The organism is Serratia sp. J2, assembly GCF_046269175.1.
In the GTDB taxonomy this organism is placed as follows: domain Bacteria; phylum Pseudomonadota; class Gammaproteobacteria; order Enterobacterales; family Enterobacteriaceae; genus Chania; species Chania fonticola_C.
In genome coordinates, this window is the sequence record NZ_JBKABN010000009.1 from 35,048 (window position 1) to 51,775 (window position 16,728).

Below are 16,728 nucleotides of genomic sequence, written 5' to 3' on the forward strand. Positions count from 1 at the left end.
ACATCACCTTCATTCACTGGAAAATTTAGGTATTCATTATGCGTATTAATGTCAAAGCTGTGGCTGTATCCCTACTGGCGCTGTTCCCCATGCTGGCCTTTGCCCATGTGGGCCATGACGGTGGCGCTCATCACGTATTAAGCTTTACCGAAGGCTTTATCCACCCGCTGACCGGGATGGACCATCTGGTCGCCATGGTTCTGGTGGGTATCTGGAGTGCCATGAACACCAAACGGTGGTGGCTGGCTCCGCTGGTGTTTGCCGGTTTATTGCTGACCGGTGCGCTGGTTGGCATGGCAGGCGTGACCGTGCCAGGCACTGAGTTTATCGTTGCCGCCTCGCTGTTGGGCATAGGGGTGATGGTTGCCTTACAGCTGAAACTGTCGGCGATAACGGGCGCGCTGATTATTGGTGCTTTTGCCATCTTCCACGGTCTGGCCCACGGTGCGGAGCTTTCCCATTCGGTGGCGGCGCTTTCCGGTATGGTGATTGCAACGGTGTTGCTGCACGTGGCTGGGTTGGGTATCGGCTATCTGCTGGCGTCTTCGTCTACGCATAGCGGCTGGGCGCGGGTGATTGGCGGCGGTTCATCGCTGCTGGGGATCGGCCTGCTCAGTGGAGTGATCTGAGTTTATCCAATTACTCACCATGGTTTGCTGGCAGTGACTTTGCGATAGCTGCCAGCAGTCACCCTGTTTATCTCAAAAAATAACAAGCGGCTGGATTTGTGCCTATTTTATAGTTAGATTCCCTGCACACCAAGTGCGCTTGGTACTGCGCTATCTTCCGCACAACTTTTAACTGCATGAGTTAATTCAAGAGTTACAGGGAACGTTGCTATGAACAGGGTTATAGGTTTACTTTCGTTATGCCTGGTTTCTTTTTCTTCTCTGGCCGATTGCCAGCCTCTCCTTGCCGATCTGGCTAAGCCCTTTGCCGCCAAAGCGACCATGAATACCGAGCTATCCACCTGCAAGGTGTGGCCCTATGCCCCGGATAAAACCATTGCGGTGCTGATGCTGGAGCCCAAGGAGGAGACCCAACCTGATTTTACCGACTATGACGTCGCAGTCTTGGTGGTCGATAGCCAGTCCGGCAAGGTGCTGGCCAGCAAATATCATCCCAGGGCGATTATGGATGATGCCATTTCTACCCGCAGCGTGACCATTGACACTGCACGCTACCAATTGTCTCCGGCGATACGCGCTTTCGGGGTGCGCTTTGACCACCGGGGAGCTTCCTCGGTCAATCCCATCAGCATCGAACGCCTTAACCTCTATACCCTGCAAGATCAGCAAGTCACTTTGGTGCTTAATAATCTGACCATGAATGAATATAGCGGTGAGTGGGATGGCCAGTGTGTCGGGGATTTCGCCGCGACCAATCGCGCATTGGCGCTTGGCAAGAGCGCACATAACGGCTTCCAGGATCTGCAGCTACAGACCATAGCGACGCACAAGGGGGCGAGCAGAAAAGGGGAGGATTGCGTGGAAAGCAACAAAGTCGTTGCCAAGACCCGCGTCGAGCTCAAGTTCGATGGTAAAGCCTATCCCGTAGAGCAGGATAAGCTGCTCGATCATCGTTTTTAATCCGTGCCTGGTCGTTAGCAACCATGAAAAAAATCTGCTTCTATGAGCTGTCTTTTATCCGCCACGATCTCAACGCGCCCAGCGCAAGTAAGCTACGGCGCATTTTGGCCGGGGACAAGGTGTTCTATACCTACAGCAAACAGTTTGTTGATGCCAAAGTGTTATACCGTTTGGTATCGGGAGATCGCGTGTATATCGGTGCCCATCAGTTGGCTGATGGTAGCTACTGGCTGCATTGGCTGGTTTCGCCTGAAAAGGGGGAGCTGCAACCGAAGCTGGCCGACATTAGCAAACCGGTTGCGTTGATGAAGCTGGTCGGCGCGATCATGGTGATGACGCTCTCAGCGGTGGGTTATTTCCAGTTGCTGAATATCTGGGTGATGGTGCTACTGCTTTTTGTTTTCATCTTTGGCTGCTGGTGGTTCGTGGCTTCGTTACATACGCTGATGGTGGGAACCAGCCGTCATACGCGTAAGTTGTTAAAAGGGCTGGAGAGCGTCAAACAAGGCGACACGTCCCTTTGCCTTACCACCACCGAATCATTAACCGAGCCGGGGGGCGGTGCGCCGTCACTACAGGCCAGCAAAGAATTGGCTAACGATCTGGATGCGCTGCAGCCGAATGATTTGCTATTGACCGATAAAGTCACCTTGACCAGCGTGAGCGGAGAGGCTGCCGATGTTAGCGCCCGCCGCGATTTTACCGGCGGAGGCAAAAGCCGCCGGGATTTTATCGAGTACCAATTTAGCTGCAATGGAGAGCGGTTCTCATTTCGTAGCGGAATTAACTCGCTGATGGAAGACCTCAATCCGCTGTTCTATCGGCAACATCCGTTCTTCCTGGCGGCCGAAGATCCGCTGATGTTGGTGGTCAATCAGCAAGATAATGCGGTGCTGGGCCTGTGTAATGAAAGGGATGGCAGCGCCTATCTCAAGCTCGGCGGGATTGCCGTTTCTTTTCACCAGCTCAAGCTAATGTATAAAGTGATGTTTGGCTGCTGCTCTTTTTTACTGGTGATGCTGGTGTTTTTCACCCTGCATGATTGGTGGGAGCAGGGCGGTGCGCCGGATAAGTGGGACTGGCTGGACGCCGCAGGCATGTTTTATGACTTTGCTCTGATGAGCATCATGATTTTCTGCGTGTTCATGCTGTTGGTGGAGGTCTGCACTTGGATAACGCGCAGGAACTCGCTCAGTGCGGCGCGCTTTGTCTTTGCCCGCCAACTGTTGGTGTTGTTTAAAAAACGCAACGGTGGCAAACCCTATATTCAGGAAGTCCCCTGATGTTCAGCAATAGCCTAACGCGCATCATCCTGCTGGCATTGGGGCTTATCATTTCCTGGATGCTGTTTTATATCGACAGCTTTGCCGGGTTTGCCCCCGACTGGCAGTGGCAGCGAAACTATCAGGCAGAACGTCCTGCGGTAGTCATGAGTGGGGAACGCCTGAGCAGTTTTCAACAAGGGGTGCTGTTAACGGGTATCAGCGATGTAATAAATACGCGGATCACGGATATTGAGCGTGACCAGAATACGCTGATCTCTCACTATGAAAATTCGGTGCAGATCGATGTGCTGGCAGACATTGGTCCCCCTTTGTTAAACCTGCAGATATCCCCTGATACCACCATGTTACGCTTGATGCTGGAGGCAAAGGTTGGCCGTGGAACAATCCGGCACCGGAGCTATGATGACAGTGCCACGATCCCGGTCAGCCAACTCATCATCGAAGAGAATGGCAAGCTGCGCGTCAGCGCCCGTTTTTTGGGCTACGTGGCTGAGCAACAGTGTGATGTTCAGGGGCATTGCCTGGTGGTGTTCGGCACCCGTTCTTATAGCAAAGATGCCGTATTTTATTCTGCCGATGGTGGGCGTAACTGGTGTTGGTTACCCCATTGGCAAGCACCCGGTGGTAACCAGACTTATCAGCTCTTGGGGCTCTCTGGATCGCGGAGCGTGCTGCTGGTTCAACAGGATAAACTCTACCGGTCGGACGATCTCGGCCAGCATTGGCAACAGATATTCGATCTGGCCAGGTTGTTAACGGAACGCGGGATCGAGCCTGCTCTCTATGCGGCCAGTTGGCACTATAACGGCGGCGATCGGGTGATCGTCAGTAATCAGCCCCATAACACCGGGGAAGAGGATCGGTTAACTGCTTCATTGCTGCTTGATTTCAATCTGAAATCCGCTCAAATCCAGTCCAGCCAGTGGGTGGGCGGAGATATCGTTGCGGCCGACATCAGCCCGCAAGGGGATTTTGATTTTGTCTTACGCCAGCGGCCACGGTGGCTTTATAGCCTGAACCGGCTGCGGGAGAATGGCGCGCTGCAACCGCTGCTGGAAACCGGTAAAAAAGCCTTGGGCACGCTTTATGCGGGTAATGATCTGCTGATGATGGAGAAAGCGTTCAACGACCCGCTGCATATGACAGTCTCTACCGATGGCGGCCAGCACTGGTTCAGAATGAAAAAACTGCCTGATAGCTATAACTATCGCGTGCAGTTTGACCGCTGGCGTAACCGCCTGTTCCGCTTTCCAGCCCATGATTTCGATTACCCTAAGTTGGGCAATAGCGACGGCCTGGTGTATGAGACAACCACTCCGCCGTAATTGCCATGCTGCATCCGTTCCAATAATCAAAGGGTAACGTTTGATATCTAAAAACGCCTCAGTCCTCCACCAGCACCTGTTGCAGCGCGGCGATCAGCTTGCGGTTAGCCGCTGCGCTTTTGATAGCCACCCGGTAATAGTCGGCGGAAAGGCCAGGGTAGTTGGCACAGTGGCGGATCAGGATGCGGTGCTGCAACAACGCCTGTTGCAGATCATAGCCGGGGCGCAGGCAGCGTAAGAAAATATAGTTCGCCGCCCCTGGCCAGATGCGCAAGTGCGGCAAGGCTGTCAGCGCGTCAAACAACCAAGCACGCTGCTCTGCCAACCATTGGTGGGTTTGCTGGATGTAATCGAGATCGTCGAGGATCACTTCGCCGGCCAGTGCCGCATAGGCATTGATGGTCCAGGGTTCGCGCAGTTGCTTCATCTGCTGCAGGCCAGCGCGATCGCTGCTGACCAGATAGCCAAGTCGCAGACCGGGAATGGCGAAGAATTTGGTCAGCGAACGCAGGATATAAAGGCGGGAATACTCTGCCATTTGCGGGATCAGGCCCGGTGTATCCGGCAGAAAATCGATAAAGGCTTCATCAACGATCAACGCAATATTGTGCTGGCGACAACAGGCTACAATGGCCTGTAACAGCGTGGGGTCAGGCATCAGCCCGGTCGGATTGTTGGGGGTGGCCAGGAACAGGCAGTCCGGTTGGCGCTCGGCCAGCACCTGCAGCAGCCGCTCATCGGGTTGAAAACCACCGGCTTCATCCAGCGGAAAGTCCTCGATCTGGCAGTCAATCCGCTGCAATGCCCGGCGGTATTCGGCAAACCCTGGCGTAAGAAGCAGCGCCGTGCGGGGGCGTAGCCGGTTCACTATGGCGTAAATCAGCTCGGTGGCCCCGTTACCTGCCATGATATTTTCCGGCGGGCAGTGATGGACTCGCGCCAATGCCGCATGCAAACGCCGATATTCGACGTCGGGATAGCATTCGGCGCTGGTCAGATGCTCGATAATCGCCGCCTTCAGGCTGGCGGGCATGCCCAATGGATTGATATTGGCGCTGAAATCAATCATCTCGGCCGGATCCAGGCCGTTTTTCAACGCCATTTCCAGTACGTTACCACCATGTTCACTCACGGTTTTGCTATTCCCCTGCCAAGTTTGCGTGCAGGATAGCACAGGGTAATTGCCGTTGATCCGTTGCAAACTAAAGCTGTCGCCCAGGTAAATGCCAGATCTTGGCGTGTATTCGCCATATCAACAGGTTATTATGGCATGGCCATTGTCGAGGCTATCGAGATGAAAACTAAGTGATAAATTGAAGCGTTGAGTGCATTGAACCCATAACGTTTTATTAACCATATTATTGCCAACTGGATAACCCACACCCTGAACGATGACAGGTTGTGGTTGGGAAGGGGGTGTAACTCCCCCGCAGCCCCCGCTGCTGTGATGCCGACGAGTCCACTGCGCCACTGATCTGAGGATTGGGAAGGGAGTGGATGAGGATGACGCTAAGCCAGAAGACCGGCCAGTTGGTCACACATTCAACACCTTCGGTGGGAAGGGGGTTGTCATGAGATACGTGCGGCTATTTTGTACCGCCCGGTCGTATCCTGTTGACGCCCAAATCCCGCCCGAGAGGTCGGGATTTTTTTATGCCATTAACCCACCATCAGGCTTCTATAAGGTGCGCGCCATGACGCTGCTAGCCTGGTTTGCGGCCTTTCTGCTCGACAGTCTGTTGGGGGACCCGCCACACTGGCCGCATCCGGTGCGCTGGATCGGTAACCTGATCACGGCGCTACAGCGCGCGATCCGCCGGATTTGCCATAGCGAGAGGGCGCTAAAACTTGGCGGCGTGCTGCTGTGGCTGGGCGTCGTCGGGGTGGTTTGGCTGGTCAGTTGGGGCTTTTTAACGCTGATGCAGTATATCCACCCATGGTTGGGTTGGCTGGCGGAAGTCTGGCTGATTTATACCCTGCTCGCCGGGCGCTGTCTGGAACAGGCTGCCATGGAAGTTCACCGGGCACTGCAAAGTGCCGATCTTGAGGAGAGCCGCCGCAAGCTGTCGTGGATTGTCGGGCGGGATACCTCACACCTGGAAGAACCGCAAATCACCCGGGCGGTGGTGGAGACGGTGGCAGAAAACAGTGTGGATGGCGTCATTTCGCCGCTGTTCTTTTTGCTGATAGGCGGAGCGCCGTTGGCGATGGCGTATAAAGCGGTTAACACCCTCGATTCAATGGTGGGCTACAAAACGCCGAAATACCGCGCTATCGGCTATGTGTCGGCGCGGATGGATGACTTCGCCAACGGGTTACCGGCCCGGCTTAGCTGGCTACTGCTGAGCTGTGCGGCTTGGCTGAATGGTTTGGACTTTCGCCAGGCGCTTCGCATTGGCTGGCGCGATCGCTATCAGCACACCAGCCCCAACTGCGCCTGGTCGGAAGCCACCGTGGCTGGAGCGTTGGGAGTGCGACTTGGCGGTCCTAGTAACTACTTTGGTCAGCGGGTCGAAAAACCGTGGATCGGCGAGGCTCGGCGGGAGATCGAGCTGGCAGATATTCCACGCAGTACGCGTCTGATGATGACGGCCTCGCTATTGGCTCTGCTGCTGTTTGCAGCGTTGCGCCTGCTATGGCTTGGCGCTTGAAATAATAATTGTTTGCGCGGCTCAGCTAGCGCGACGCGGAGAACATGTGATGAAACGGTGTGTGATGGTGCAGGGAACCGCATCTGATGTGGGTAAAAGTGTGCTGGTGGCCGGTCTGTGCCGGATCTTCATGCAGGATGGCTATCGCTGTGCGCCGTTCAAATCGCAGAATATGGCGCTTAACTCTGGCATTACCGCCCGTGGCGAAGAGATGGGCCGGGCACAGATTTTTCAGGCCGAAGCCGCCGGTATCGCACCCGATGTGCGGATGAACCCGGTACTGTTGAAACCGACCAGCGATTGCCAGGCACAGGTGGTGCTGATGGGCAAAGTGGCCTGTAATATGGACGCGGTCAGCTATCACGAGTACAAGCCGCAGTTACAGCAACAAATCAGCGAGGTGTATCACAGCCTGGCCAGCGGCTACGACATCATGGTGCTGGAGGGTGCTGGTAGCCCGGCGGAAATCAACCTGCGCGACCGCGACATCGTCAATATGGGCATGGCGGCGATTGCCGATGCGCCAGTGTTGTTGGTGGCGGATATCGATCGTGGCGGGGTGTTTGCCGCTATTTACGGCACACTGGCCCTGCTAGAGCCAGAAGAGAAAGCCCGAGTGAAAGGGGTGATCATCAATAAATTCCGTGGCGATATTGCTTTACTCTACTCGGGTCTGGAGCAGATTGAGGCGCTGACCGGTGTGCCGGTGCTGGGTGTGATGCCCTGGTTGAATATCGATCTGGAAGATGAGGATGGTGTGGCGTTGCAAAATGGTAAGTATGCCCCGACAGGCAGCAGCCATGAGCTGGACATCGCGGTGGTACAGCTGCCCTATATGTCCAACTTTACCGATTTTAATGCCTTGGCGGCCCAGCCGGACGTAGGGCTGCGCTATGTTTCGCACCCGGCGGCGCTGGCCGGTGCCGATCTGATCATCCTGCCGGGTAGCAAAAACACCCTGGGGGATCTGCAGTGGCTACAACGGAGCGGGTTGGCGGCGGCGTTACAGGATCAGCACCGTGCTGGAGTGCAGATCGTGGGTATTTGCGGCGGCTACCAAATGCTCGGCAAGCACATTGTTGATGGCGTGGAATCCGGTTTGGAACAGATGGCAGGTTTGGGATTGCTGGATGTTACCACCCGCTTCGCACCGCAAAAAGTCACTACACAGGTGACAGCACAATGTGAGCCTGGGTTGCCCGGCCTCTGGTCTGGCTGTGGCGAGCAGGATATCGTTGGTTATGAAATCCATATGGGCACCACCCAGCTTGGCTCAGAGGCTACGCCTTTCTCCCGCCTTTCCCTACGTAACGGCCAACCGGACAGCGCTTTTGACGGGGCTGTTAACTCCACCGGTAACGTGCTGGGCAGCTATATTCATGGCCTATTCGACAGCGCGCCTTTTTGCCGCGCGCTGCTAAACCAGCTGCGCCAGCGTAAAGGGTTGCCGGTTTATGACGGCCCGGCTTTCGATTATGCCGATTATAAGCAGCAACAGTTTGATCTCTTGGCCGATAAGATGCGGGAACATATTGATATGGATAAAATTTACCGCTTGATGACCGAGCACCAACAAACGGGGGCCCAATGATCCTGATCACCGGCGGAGCACGCAGCGGCAAAAGCTCGCTGGCCGAAAGGTTAGCGAGTGGTGTCAGTGACCGGGTGTTGTATATCGCCACCTCGGTGGTCACCGATGAGGAAATGGCCGAACGGGTTAAGTTGCACCGCCAGGCCCGGCCTGCACATTGGCGTACCTGGGAGGGGAGCCAGCAACTGGCCAGCGTGATCGACCAACAGGCGGCGGCGGGAGAGGCGGTGATCCTGGAGTGTATTACCACGCTGATCGCCAACCTGATGTTTGACCTGACCGGGGAGACGCCGGTGGAAAGCATCGATTTTGCCGTGGTTGAAACGGCAATCCAACGGCAGATCGACGATTTGCTGGCCGCCTGCGCCCGCAGCCCGGCGGCGATCTATCTGGTCACCAACGAGTTGGGGATGGGCATCGTGCCGGAAAACCGTCTGGCACGTCACTTCCGTGATATTGCTGGGCGTGTTAACCAGCGTTTGGCCGCCGCTGCCGAGTCGGTGCTATTGGTAATTTCTGGTATTGAGGTCAAGATCAAATGAGTTTGCGACTGTTTTGGGCCACCCTGCAATTGATGACACGTATCCCGCTGCCTGCCAGTTGGACACAGGGGTTAGCGATGGACAATTATCAGCGTGGCATCGTCGGTTTCCCCTTGATTGGCCTGATCGTCGGTGCAATTGGCGGCGCCGTATTCACTCTGTTGGCTCCCTGGTGTGGGGGGCCGTTGGCAGCGTTGGGCTACGTGCTGGCGTTGGCTCTGGTGACCGGTGCCTTCCACCTCGACGGATTGGCCGATACCTGTGATGGCGTGTTCTCGGCCCGCACTCGGGAAAAAATGTTGGAGATCATGCGCGACAGCCGCCTAGGTACCAATGGTGGGCTGGCGCTGATCTTTATCGTCGTGGCCAAGGTGTTGGTGATCAGCGAACTGGCACTGCGTGGGGTACCGATGTTGGCCACGTTGGCGGCAGCAGGAGTGGCTTGCCGGAGCCTGGTGGTGTTGATGATGTATCGCCAGCCCTATGCCCGTGAGGGTAATGGGCTGGGGAACCTTTACATTGGCAAGATCAGCGGCGGACAGACGCTGTTCACTCTGGTGCTAGGGGCCGCTTTGGTCGCCTTGTTAGGGCATGGGCAGGGGCTGTTTGCGCTTGGCTATGCGCTGATCGCCGTGCTGTTGCTGCGGGCCTATTTGCGCCGCCGTCTGGGCGGGCAAACGGGTGACACCCTGGGTGCGGCGATAGAAATTGCCGAGTTGATCTTCTTACTGGCACTGCTGTGAGTGGGCGCTATGCGGCTATTTTTGGTACGACACGGGCAAACGGCAGCGAATCGGCAGGGCGTATTTTGCGGCATGACCGACTTGCCGTTGACCGAACAAGGTGAGCAGCAGGCGAGGCAGATCGCACAATGGCTGGCCGAGGTGCCTTTTACCCAGGCGATCAGCAGTGAGTTAAGACGCGCCCGACATACCGCCGAGATCGTGCTTGGGCAGCGGGAACTGGTGATCCAACCCGACGGTGGCTTTAACGAAATGAATTTTGGCGACTGGGAGATGCGCCATCACCAGGATTTACAGCGGGAGGATAGTGCTGCCTGGGCCGACTGGGTGGCGGATTGGCAACTAGCTTGCCCGCCAGCAGGAGAGTCCTTTCCACTGTTTTCACATAGGATCGACCAACAGGCCCAACGTCTGCTGAACGAACCGGGCGATGGCGATCGTCTGCTGGTGGCGCACCAAGGCTCTCTGAGCCTGCTGCTGGCCGGGCTGCTAAAGCTGCCTGCCGCTGGGATGTGGCATTTCCCGTTTACCCAGGGAGCCTACAGCGTGGTGGAACTCAACCAGGGGTTTGTCACGCTAAAAGTATTTAACAGCCAGGCTCATTGGCAGCCTGCAAGCAGAGAATAAAGTTATGCAAACATTGTCATCGTTAATCGACTCGATTAAGCCGTTGGACGCGGCTGCCATGCAACAGGCAGCGGCAAAGATTGATGGCCTGCTCAAGCCACCGGGCAGCCTTGGTCGCCTGGAACAGTTGGCAACCCAGTTAGCCGGGATGCGCGGTTTTAGTGGGATGGCCGCCAGCCGCAAACAAATCATCGTCATGATGGCCGATCACGGCGTTTATGCCGAAGGGGTGGCGGTGTCACCGCGTGAAGTGACGGTGATCCAGGCGCTGAATATGGTGAAAGGCAATACCGGCGTCTGCGTATTGGCCGCCAATGCTGGTGCCGAGGTAAAGCTGGTGGATGTTGGCATCGACAGCGACCCCTTGCCGGGTCTGATCGACATGAAAGTCGGACGTGGCAGCGGTAACATTGCGCGCGGTGCGGCAATGACGCGCCAGCAGGCGAAGGAGTTGCTGTTGGCTACGGCTCAACTGACGCTGGAACAGGCGGCGCTTGGGGTGAAGCTGTTTGGCGTCGGGGAACTGGGGATGGCTAATACGACGCCAGCCGCAGCGCTGGTCAGCGTCTTTACCGGCCGCGATCCGCAGGAAGTGGTCGGCATTGGTGCCAACTTCCCCAGCGACCGTTTACACCACAAGGTGGACGTGGTGCGCCGGGCTATTGAGGTAAATCAGCCGGATACTCAAGATGCGCTGGACGTACTGGCGAAGCTGGGTGGATACGATCTGGTGGGAATGGCTGGCGTGATGTTGGGGGCTGCGGCGGCCGGTCTGCCGGTGATCCTCGATGGTTTTCTCTCATATGCCTCTGCGCTGGCGGTCTGCGGCATTGCGCCTCAGGCTCGGGATTACCTGCTGCCGTCCCATTTCTCTGCGGAGAAGGGCGCGGCTGCCGCACTTGAGCACCTGCAATTGGCACCTTATCTGCATCTGGATATGCGACTGGGGGAGGGCAGCGGTGCCGCCATTGCCATGCATATCGTGGATGCGGCCTGCGTGATGTTTAATCAGATGGGGTCGTTGGCGGACAGTAATATTGTAATTCCCGGTAGCGCGACCTGACCGGTTGATTAACTCAGCGAGCGCAGAATGCTGCGCTCGCTTGTTTCGCGTTCTTGGAACTAGGCGGTTTGCAGGCTGGTTGCCCGGCCAAACAGGCGTTTAAACAGCCAGTAAATCACGCTGGCTGCCAGCAGTGAGTTAATGGTTGGCACGCCCCATTCCGTCACCAGGCCAATCACGCTACCGACGATGCTGGCGATAATCGCTGCCCAACCGATGAGCGGCGTTTCCTGCGGCAGTTGTCCAAGCTGGCGGCTGGCGTCCAAAGCGTCTCGGTGGCTGCGCAGCAGGAAATAGTCCACCAGCATGACGCCGAGGATCGGTGGGAATACCACGCCCAGCACGGTCAGGAAATCCACAAACCGATCCAGGATCCCCAGAACCGAAAGCAGCGTGCCCAACAGACCGATAATCACCGTGGTTGCGGTGTATTTCAGCTTTTTACCGGTAATCCCTTCAACCGCATTCACCACGCCCAAGGACGACGAATAGAGGTTCAGATCGTTAACGCGCAGGGTGGAGAATACCACTACCAGCAAACCGATGCCGCCCGCACTCTGGGCCATGATCGTTACCACGTCTGCGGTGCCGAGCGTTTTGGCAATAAAAATCGCCAGGCCGTTAACCACGAATTCACCGGCAATAATGGTCAGCAGCGTAATGCCAAACACGTGACGTTTGTTTTTGGAGTAACGGGTCAGGTCCGGAGTCATCAGGCTGGCAACAATGGCGCCGCCGACCACGATGGTGATGCCCGCGCTGATGGTTAACGCTTCCCCCATAGGGGCCAGCAGAATGGCCTCATGCAGTTTCTGCCCAGAGAGGACGTTATAGGAAATAAAGAACACCAGCAGGATAAACAGCGGCACCGCAATACGTGCTGTGATGCGCAGCGCTTTAAAACCAAAAGCGACCAGCACCGTCAAAAACAGGCCGGAGAGTGAGGCTGACAGCGGGAAGCCCAGGCGATCGCCCAAGGCGAAGTTAAGCGATTTGGCAAAGATGGCGTTCTGAATACCAAACCAGCCCAACAGGCTGACGGCCACTACCAGGCCGATAAGCACCGAACCTATACGGCCAAAGCCACACCAGCGAGCCAGCAGGCTGCCGGAAATACCTTCTCTCATCCCGGCCAAACCTAGCCCGAACGTCACGACCCCAAAAATCAAGCTGCCAATAGAGATGGCGATAAAGGCATCGGTCAGGGTCATTGAGTTGCCCAATACGGCACCCAACATAAACTGGTCCAAGGCCGTTAGCATACCCATATGCACGATGGCGACGCTGAGGAAGGAGACCCTCTTATCCTGCGGTACCCGGCTCAATGGGTAGTCTTCAATTTTAATCACGATAATCTCTCGTTAACGTTTAAATAAATTGGATGCCTTTTTCAATCAGGCGTACTGGAATGTAGCTGTCCAAATTCACCAGTTTGCAATACTCTTCGAACTGTTGGAGCGTATGCACATCGGCTTTTTGGTAGATGTTGTAGATTCTATTTTCTATGGTTTTATTGCTGACGTCATATAACCTGGCAATCTCTTTGTTGGTGTAGCGTTGCAGCATCAAAAATATGATATCCAGCTCCGACTGGGTAAAAATCTGGATGCTGACTTCGGTGGTTAATATGCTGGGTTTTTGCTGGTTGATATATTTTAGCGGTGAGAAACTGTCCAGCGGACGCGCGTTCCACATGGTGCCAACCAGCTCTTCCTTGTCATTATAAATAGGCAATTTTTCGCTGATAAAGGGGACCAGGCTGTCGCTGCCGTACCAGAAGTGCGTCTCGATGACGGCTACGCGATCCCGAGTTCCTTCGGTTTTCCTATCGTGTTCTTGCAGGTCTGGGGCGAACTCTGCCCAATCGGCAGGGAATTCGGCATCAAGCTTGCCCGCAATATCGAAATTGAGAGGTGTGTTGGTATAAAGATAGGCCGCCTTGTTCATATAAATATGGCGTGAAGATAAATCTTTAATGCCCCAAGGCTCATTTAAATGTTCCATCATGGTGATGAGACCTTTTAAATATAATTCATTGCTCTGCCAAAATGAATCCATTTGAACCCCTCATACTTCAGCGTTATCAGATGTTTTTCGCTAAATAGATGCGAGTATGGCGGTGCGCATAGCCCGCTAAGTTGCCATACGGTTGGTACCCCAGTTTTTCGTAAAACGCCTGCGCCTGAAAACTGAAGGTGTCGACATAGGCCATATGGCAACCGCGCTTGACGGCTTCCTGCTCTGCCCGCAGCATCAGGTCACGGCCGTAGCCTTTTTTGCGATACTCGTCACCTACCCACAGGTACTGGACTTCTAATCCACCCCACCAGGTTCTGGCAACCAGCCCGGCTACGATCTGCCCACGCTCGTCGGTGACGGTCAGGAATAACGGATGAATATCTACTGCATCATACTGATGGTTGTGCGCCCAGAGGCTGTCAATCACGAACTCTTCGTCCTGCGGATTTGGAGTGTCCGTTACGTTAATCTTCATGGCCAATCTTTCCTTTTCATGCTAATAATTCAAATGTTCATTAAGGTGTCTGTATTGATTAGCTTTTGTTAACATTTATTGTCAGTGATTACAAGGGTGTTTTTCACCTGTTTTCCTGGTGGCAAAAAATGGGTATGTTGTTGGCAAGAGAAGGGAATAATTGACCTTTCTCAACAGTATACCGAATAGAAAATATTGTGCTTCACCAGGGATACGCCCTTAAGGGCAGAGGGTAGTGACAAGAGCAAGCCAACTTGCCAACAGCACTATGCCTCACTGAACATGTAGTAAGATTTACCATCACTTCACAGTAATGCATTGCGGCAAAGTAGTGGATTAAACTCCGCTACTTTGCCGCAAAATCCGCGCCGTTATCGTATAATTACCTGTCAAGTACCGCGTTTCGTGGTGCCTCCTCGCTTCAAGTGGCTCCACTGAGGTATTATGGCTGAGCGGCCCATTTCGCGGCCAGCTTGCAACAGGTGAGAAAGTATTGATGGCATTATGAAAACACTTAAGCCACGCCGCCCTCATGGGAGGTGGATCTATTACATTCTGTACGAAGATATTCTGTGGCCCTGCCCAGTCAAATGGGAGTGGGAAGAGAATTTCGAGGCATGGCTGCCTTTTTACTACTCGCCCACTCTGGAGTTTGTGGCAGGCGATCCGGCGAAAGCCATCAAGGTGACGAGACCCCAAACGCCCGGCTTGCAGCCGAAACGCCTGGAGTACGCTTGATTCGGGTATACCCGATGATTATTCAACCATTCTCTGAATGCCGATACTCGCCAAGTCATGCTATCAGGGCTGAAACAATCCATTCCCAACGCACAACCGCTTTTCTGGCGGAGCTCAATTGAGTAAATCGTGAACGGTACGGCGCACGTAGTGGGTCATTTGTGCCAGGTCTTCGGGTGCAACCGGGCCTCCGCCAGCCAAGACGACCTGCTGCTCGATCTGAGTGATCTCTTGCTCAACTCGGTTGGCGATTTGCACCTTGACGATCTTGTCTACCGATGACAGCAGAACCTTCAATACCACTTTCAGCGCAATGTTTTCGCAGAATGAATCGTAGGAGTGAGCTGTTGGCGGCGCTTCTACCGCCGGTGGCGGCATGCGTGGGGCCATAGCCTTGAAACTGTCTACATTTTCAATAATAAGATCCATGTCTCTTATTAGTTCATCAAAATCTTTAGACACTGACTTATTTCCCTTTGCAGTACGCAAAAAATAGAACGCCTGGCTTTGGTAGGTGGACAGGCGGACACAGCTTGGATCGACCGGACGTTCAACGGATGAGCGGTAGGTTGAGCGGCATTTTAACCCTGCTCGGGTTCCGCAAACAAGATAGGGATGATTGATGTTTCACCTTCTATGTATAACTGCCAGTGATGATTTTTCGCTGACCATACAAAGTGTATTGCCGCACGTAGCTGATAACCGGGGGAGATGATAAAAAATGCGAAGGGTATTCAGATAAACGCTTAGACCGCAACCCGACAAGCGCCGCACAGGCTAAACTTGAGGGGCAGACATTCACACAGGGAGGAGATATGGAACCCGAACGCGGCATTAAGCGAGTGATACTTTCTGACGGTGCTATCAAACATGTGGTGGTGGAAGACGCTATGGGCAACGAGCGCCCCCTGGCTGCCGTAGATTACATCTCTGAGGGGATACAGCCGCCGTTGGAAACGCTGCCGGAAGTCCCGGCCCAGGAAGAGTAAAAAGCTCCAGGAGGATGGGTTGTAAGCCCTCGGCACCGGGCGGTGATTGCTGCTGCCAATCCGGCACGATATTGCCCATTGCCAGCCTTTTCCCCATACTGGCAGAAATTGTGTATTTTATTGCAGCCAGCAGGAAGGGCAAGTCAGTGTCAACGGTCAAGAAAAACTCTACTCCCACGCTGTTTCTGAAAATCAAACCCCAAGAAGCCGTGCTGGTCTTTATCACCATGCTCTGGGGCGGCACTTTTTTGGCCGTACATCAGGCGATGCTGGTCAGTGGGCCATTCTTTTTTGTCGGGCTACGCTTTGGCACCGCGACGTTGGCGCTAGTGCTGTTCTCTCTGCGTTCGCTGCGGGGGATGACCTGGTACGAAATCAAGGCCGGAGTGTTTATCGGCACCTCGATCATGTTCGGCTATGGCCTGCAAACCATGGGGCTGCAAACCATCACCAGCAGCCAGTCGGCGTTTATTACTGCCATGTACGTGCCGATTGTGCCGTTATTGCAGTGGTTGGTCCTTGGGCGTATGCCGGGGATCATGTCCTGGATTGGCATTCTGCTAGCTTTCGTCGGCCTGATGCTGTTGAGCGGGCCAAGCAGTTCCAGCCTGGCATTCAGCGGCGGTGAATTCCTCACGTTGGTCAGTGCGCTGGCGATCGCCATCGAGGTGATTTTAATCGGTGCTTTTGCGGGCAAGGTCAACGTGCGGCGGGTGACCATTGTGCAGTTGGCTACCGCGTCGTTGTTGTCGTTTTTGATGATGGCCCCTACCGGGGAGTCGGTTCCGGCGTTTTCCAACTATCTGCTTTATAGCGCAGTAGGGCTGGGGATAGCCAGTGCGGTGATCCAACTGACGATGAACTGGGCACAACGCAGCGTTTCACCTACCCGTGCCACGGTTATTTATGCCGGTGAACCGGTATGGGCTGGGATAGTCGGCCGTATCGCCGGTGAGCGTTTGCCAGGGTTGGCATTGATTGGCGCAGGGTTGATTGTGTTGGGGGTGATTGTCAGTGAGTTGCGTATTCGGCGAAAACCAAAGCCTGCGGAGTTAACGTAGAGGCGCTGCATGCTGCGCCTGTAAAAACG

General features: G+C 54.8%; 18 protein-coding genes and 1 riboswitch. Of the genes, 13 read left to right on the plus strand and 5 right to left on the minus strand.

Features of this window, described 5'->3' with window-relative positions; translation table 11 throughout:
- Positions 1–38: 38 nt before the first annotated feature.
- From ACKWMY_RS11455 to ACKWMY_RS11470, 4 genes are all read left to right on the plus strand, one after another.
- Positions 39–629: a HupE/UreJ family protein gene (locus tag ACKWMY_RS11455; protein WP_024528480.1), complete on the plus strand. Its 591-nt coding sequence runs from the start codon at positions 39–41 to the stop codon at positions 627–629.
- 210 nt (positions 630–839) lie between these two features.
- Entirely contained in the window at positions 840–1,589 is a 750-nt protein-coding gene (locus ACKWMY_RS11460) for a hypothetical protein (RefSeq protein WP_199062818.1), read from the plus strand.
- Positions 1,590–1,612: 23 nt separating this feature from the next.
- Positions 1,613–2,872, plus strand: a complete 1,260-nt coding sequence (locus tag ACKWMY_RS11465; RefSeq protein ID WP_199062817.1) for a hypothetical protein — start codon at positions 1,613–1,615, stop codon at positions 2,870–2,872.
- Positions 2,872–4,200 carry a hypothetical protein gene (locus ACKWMY_RS11470; RefSeq protein ID WP_409486323.1) on the plus strand — a complete coding sequence of 443 codons (1,329 nt, stop codon included), beginning with the start codon at positions 2,872–2,874 and terminating at the stop codon, positions 4,198–4,200. Before ACKWMY_RS11465 ends, ACKWMY_RS11470 begins: the two co-directional genes overlap by 1 nt.
- A gap of 58 nt (positions 4,201–4,258) precedes the next feature.
- Here ACKWMY_RS11470 and cobD read toward each other — a convergent pair whose 3' ends face one another.
- On the minus strand, positions 4,259–5,332 hold the full coding sequence (gene cobD, locus ACKWMY_RS11475; protein ID WP_074031280.1) for a threonine-phosphate decarboxylase CobD: 1,074 nt from the start codon (positions 5,330–5,332) through the stop codon (positions 4,259–4,261).
- Positions 5,333–5,552: 220 nt separating this feature from the next.
- Positions 5,553–5,746: riboswitch (cobalamin riboswitch) on the plus strand.
- A 148-nt stretch (positions 5,747–5,894) separates the two neighbouring features.
- Between cobD and cbiB the strand changes: the two genes are divergently transcribed.
- From cbiB to cobT, 6 genes are read left to right on the plus strand one after another with little or no spacing between them, the layout of a single operon-like run.
- Entirely contained in the window at positions 5,895–6,851 is a 957-nt protein-coding gene (gene cbiB, locus ACKWMY_RS11480; RefSeq protein WP_409486324.1) for an adenosylcobinamide-phosphate synthase CbiB, read from the plus strand.
- A gap of 49 nt (positions 6,852–6,900) precedes the next feature.
- On the plus strand, positions 6,901–8,442 hold the full coding sequence (locus ACKWMY_RS11485) for a cobyric acid synthase (RefSeq protein WP_309048452.1): 1,542 nt from the start codon (positions 6,901–6,903) through the stop codon (positions 8,440–8,442).
- Entirely contained in the window at positions 8,439–8,984 is a 546-nt protein-coding gene (gene cobU / locus ACKWMY_RS11490) for a bifunctional adenosylcobinamide kinase/adenosylcobinamide-phosphate guanylyltransferase (RefSeq protein ID WP_065685132.1), read from the plus strand. The genes ACKWMY_RS11485 and cobU overlap by 4 nt, the downstream gene beginning before the upstream one ends.
- Positions 8,981–9,727: an adenosylcobinamide-GDP ribazoletransferase gene (gene cobS, locus ACKWMY_RS11495; RefSeq protein ID WP_074031284.1), complete on the plus strand. Its 747-nt coding sequence runs from the start codon at positions 8,981–8,983 to the stop codon at positions 9,725–9,727. The genes cobU and cobS overlap by 4 nt, the downstream gene beginning before the upstream one ends.
- Positions 9,728–9,736: 9 nt before the next feature.
- Positions 9,737–10,354 (plus strand): adenosylcobalamin/alpha-ribazole phosphatase, encoded by a 618-nt coding sequence (locus tag ACKWMY_RS11500; protein ID WP_074031338.1) that lies wholly within the window; start codon positions 9,737–9,739, stop codon positions 10,352–10,354.
- A 4-nt stretch (positions 10,355–10,358) separates the two neighbouring features.
- Complete coding sequence (cobT, locus tag ACKWMY_RS11505) at positions 10,359–11,417, plus strand: nicotinate-nucleotide--dimethylbenzimidazole phosphoribosyltransferase (protein WP_409486325.1); 1,059 nt, start codon at positions 10,359–10,361, stop codon at positions 11,415–11,417.
- A 59-nt stretch (positions 11,418–11,476) separates the two neighbouring features.
- Here the strand turns inward: cobT and ACKWMY_RS11510 are convergent, their stop codons facing one another.
- The 3 genes from ACKWMY_RS11510 to ACKWMY_RS11520 are packed head-to-tail and all read right to left on the minus strand — an operon-like array spanning position 11,477 to position 13,911.
- Positions 11,477–12,766: a cytosine permease gene (locus tag ACKWMY_RS11510; protein ID WP_074031286.1), complete on the minus strand. Its 1,290-nt coding sequence runs from the start codon at positions 12,764–12,766 to the stop codon at positions 11,477–11,479.
- A 19-nt stretch (positions 12,767–12,785) separates the two neighbouring features.
- Complete coding sequence (locus ACKWMY_RS11515) at positions 12,786–13,475, minus strand: helix-turn-helix transcriptional regulator (protein ID WP_024528492.1); 690 nt, start codon at positions 13,473–13,475, stop codon at positions 12,786–12,788.
- Between the two features lie 25 nt (positions 13,476–13,500).
- Positions 13,501–13,911, minus strand: coding sequence for a GNAT family N-acetyltransferase (locus ACKWMY_RS11520; RefSeq protein ID WP_074031288.1), 411 nt, complete (start codon positions 13,909–13,911; stop codon positions 13,501–13,503).
- A 504-nt stretch (positions 13,912–14,415) separates the two neighbouring features.
- Here ACKWMY_RS11520 and ACKWMY_RS11525 point away from each other — a divergent pair.
- Entirely contained in the window at positions 14,416–14,649 is a 234-nt protein-coding gene (locus tag ACKWMY_RS11525) for a hypothetical protein (RefSeq protein ID WP_074031289.1), read from the plus strand.
- A 114-nt stretch (positions 14,650–14,763) separates the two neighbouring features.
- Here the strand turns inward: ACKWMY_RS11525 and ACKWMY_RS11530 are convergent, their stop codons facing one another.
- Positions 14,764–15,078 (minus strand): hypothetical protein, encoded by a 315-nt coding sequence (locus ACKWMY_RS11530; protein WP_024528493.1) that lies wholly within the window; start codon positions 15,076–15,078, stop codon positions 14,764–14,766.
- Positions 15,079–15,464: 386 nt separating this feature from the next.
- On the opposite strand from ACKWMY_RS11530, the gene ACKWMY_RS11535 reads away from it, so the two are divergent.
- Both ACKWMY_RS11535 and ACKWMY_RS11540 read left to right on the plus strand, forming a co-directional pair.
- Positions 15,465–15,638 (plus strand): hypothetical protein, encoded by a 174-nt coding sequence (locus tag ACKWMY_RS11535; protein WP_199062812.1) that lies wholly within the window; start codon positions 15,465–15,467, stop codon positions 15,636–15,638.
- Between the two features lie 146 nt (positions 15,639–15,784).
- Entirely contained in the window at positions 15,785–16,699 is a 915-nt protein-coding gene (locus tag ACKWMY_RS11540; RefSeq protein WP_074031291.1) for a DMT family transporter, read from the plus strand.
- Positions 16,700–16,728: the final 29 nt, after the last annotated feature.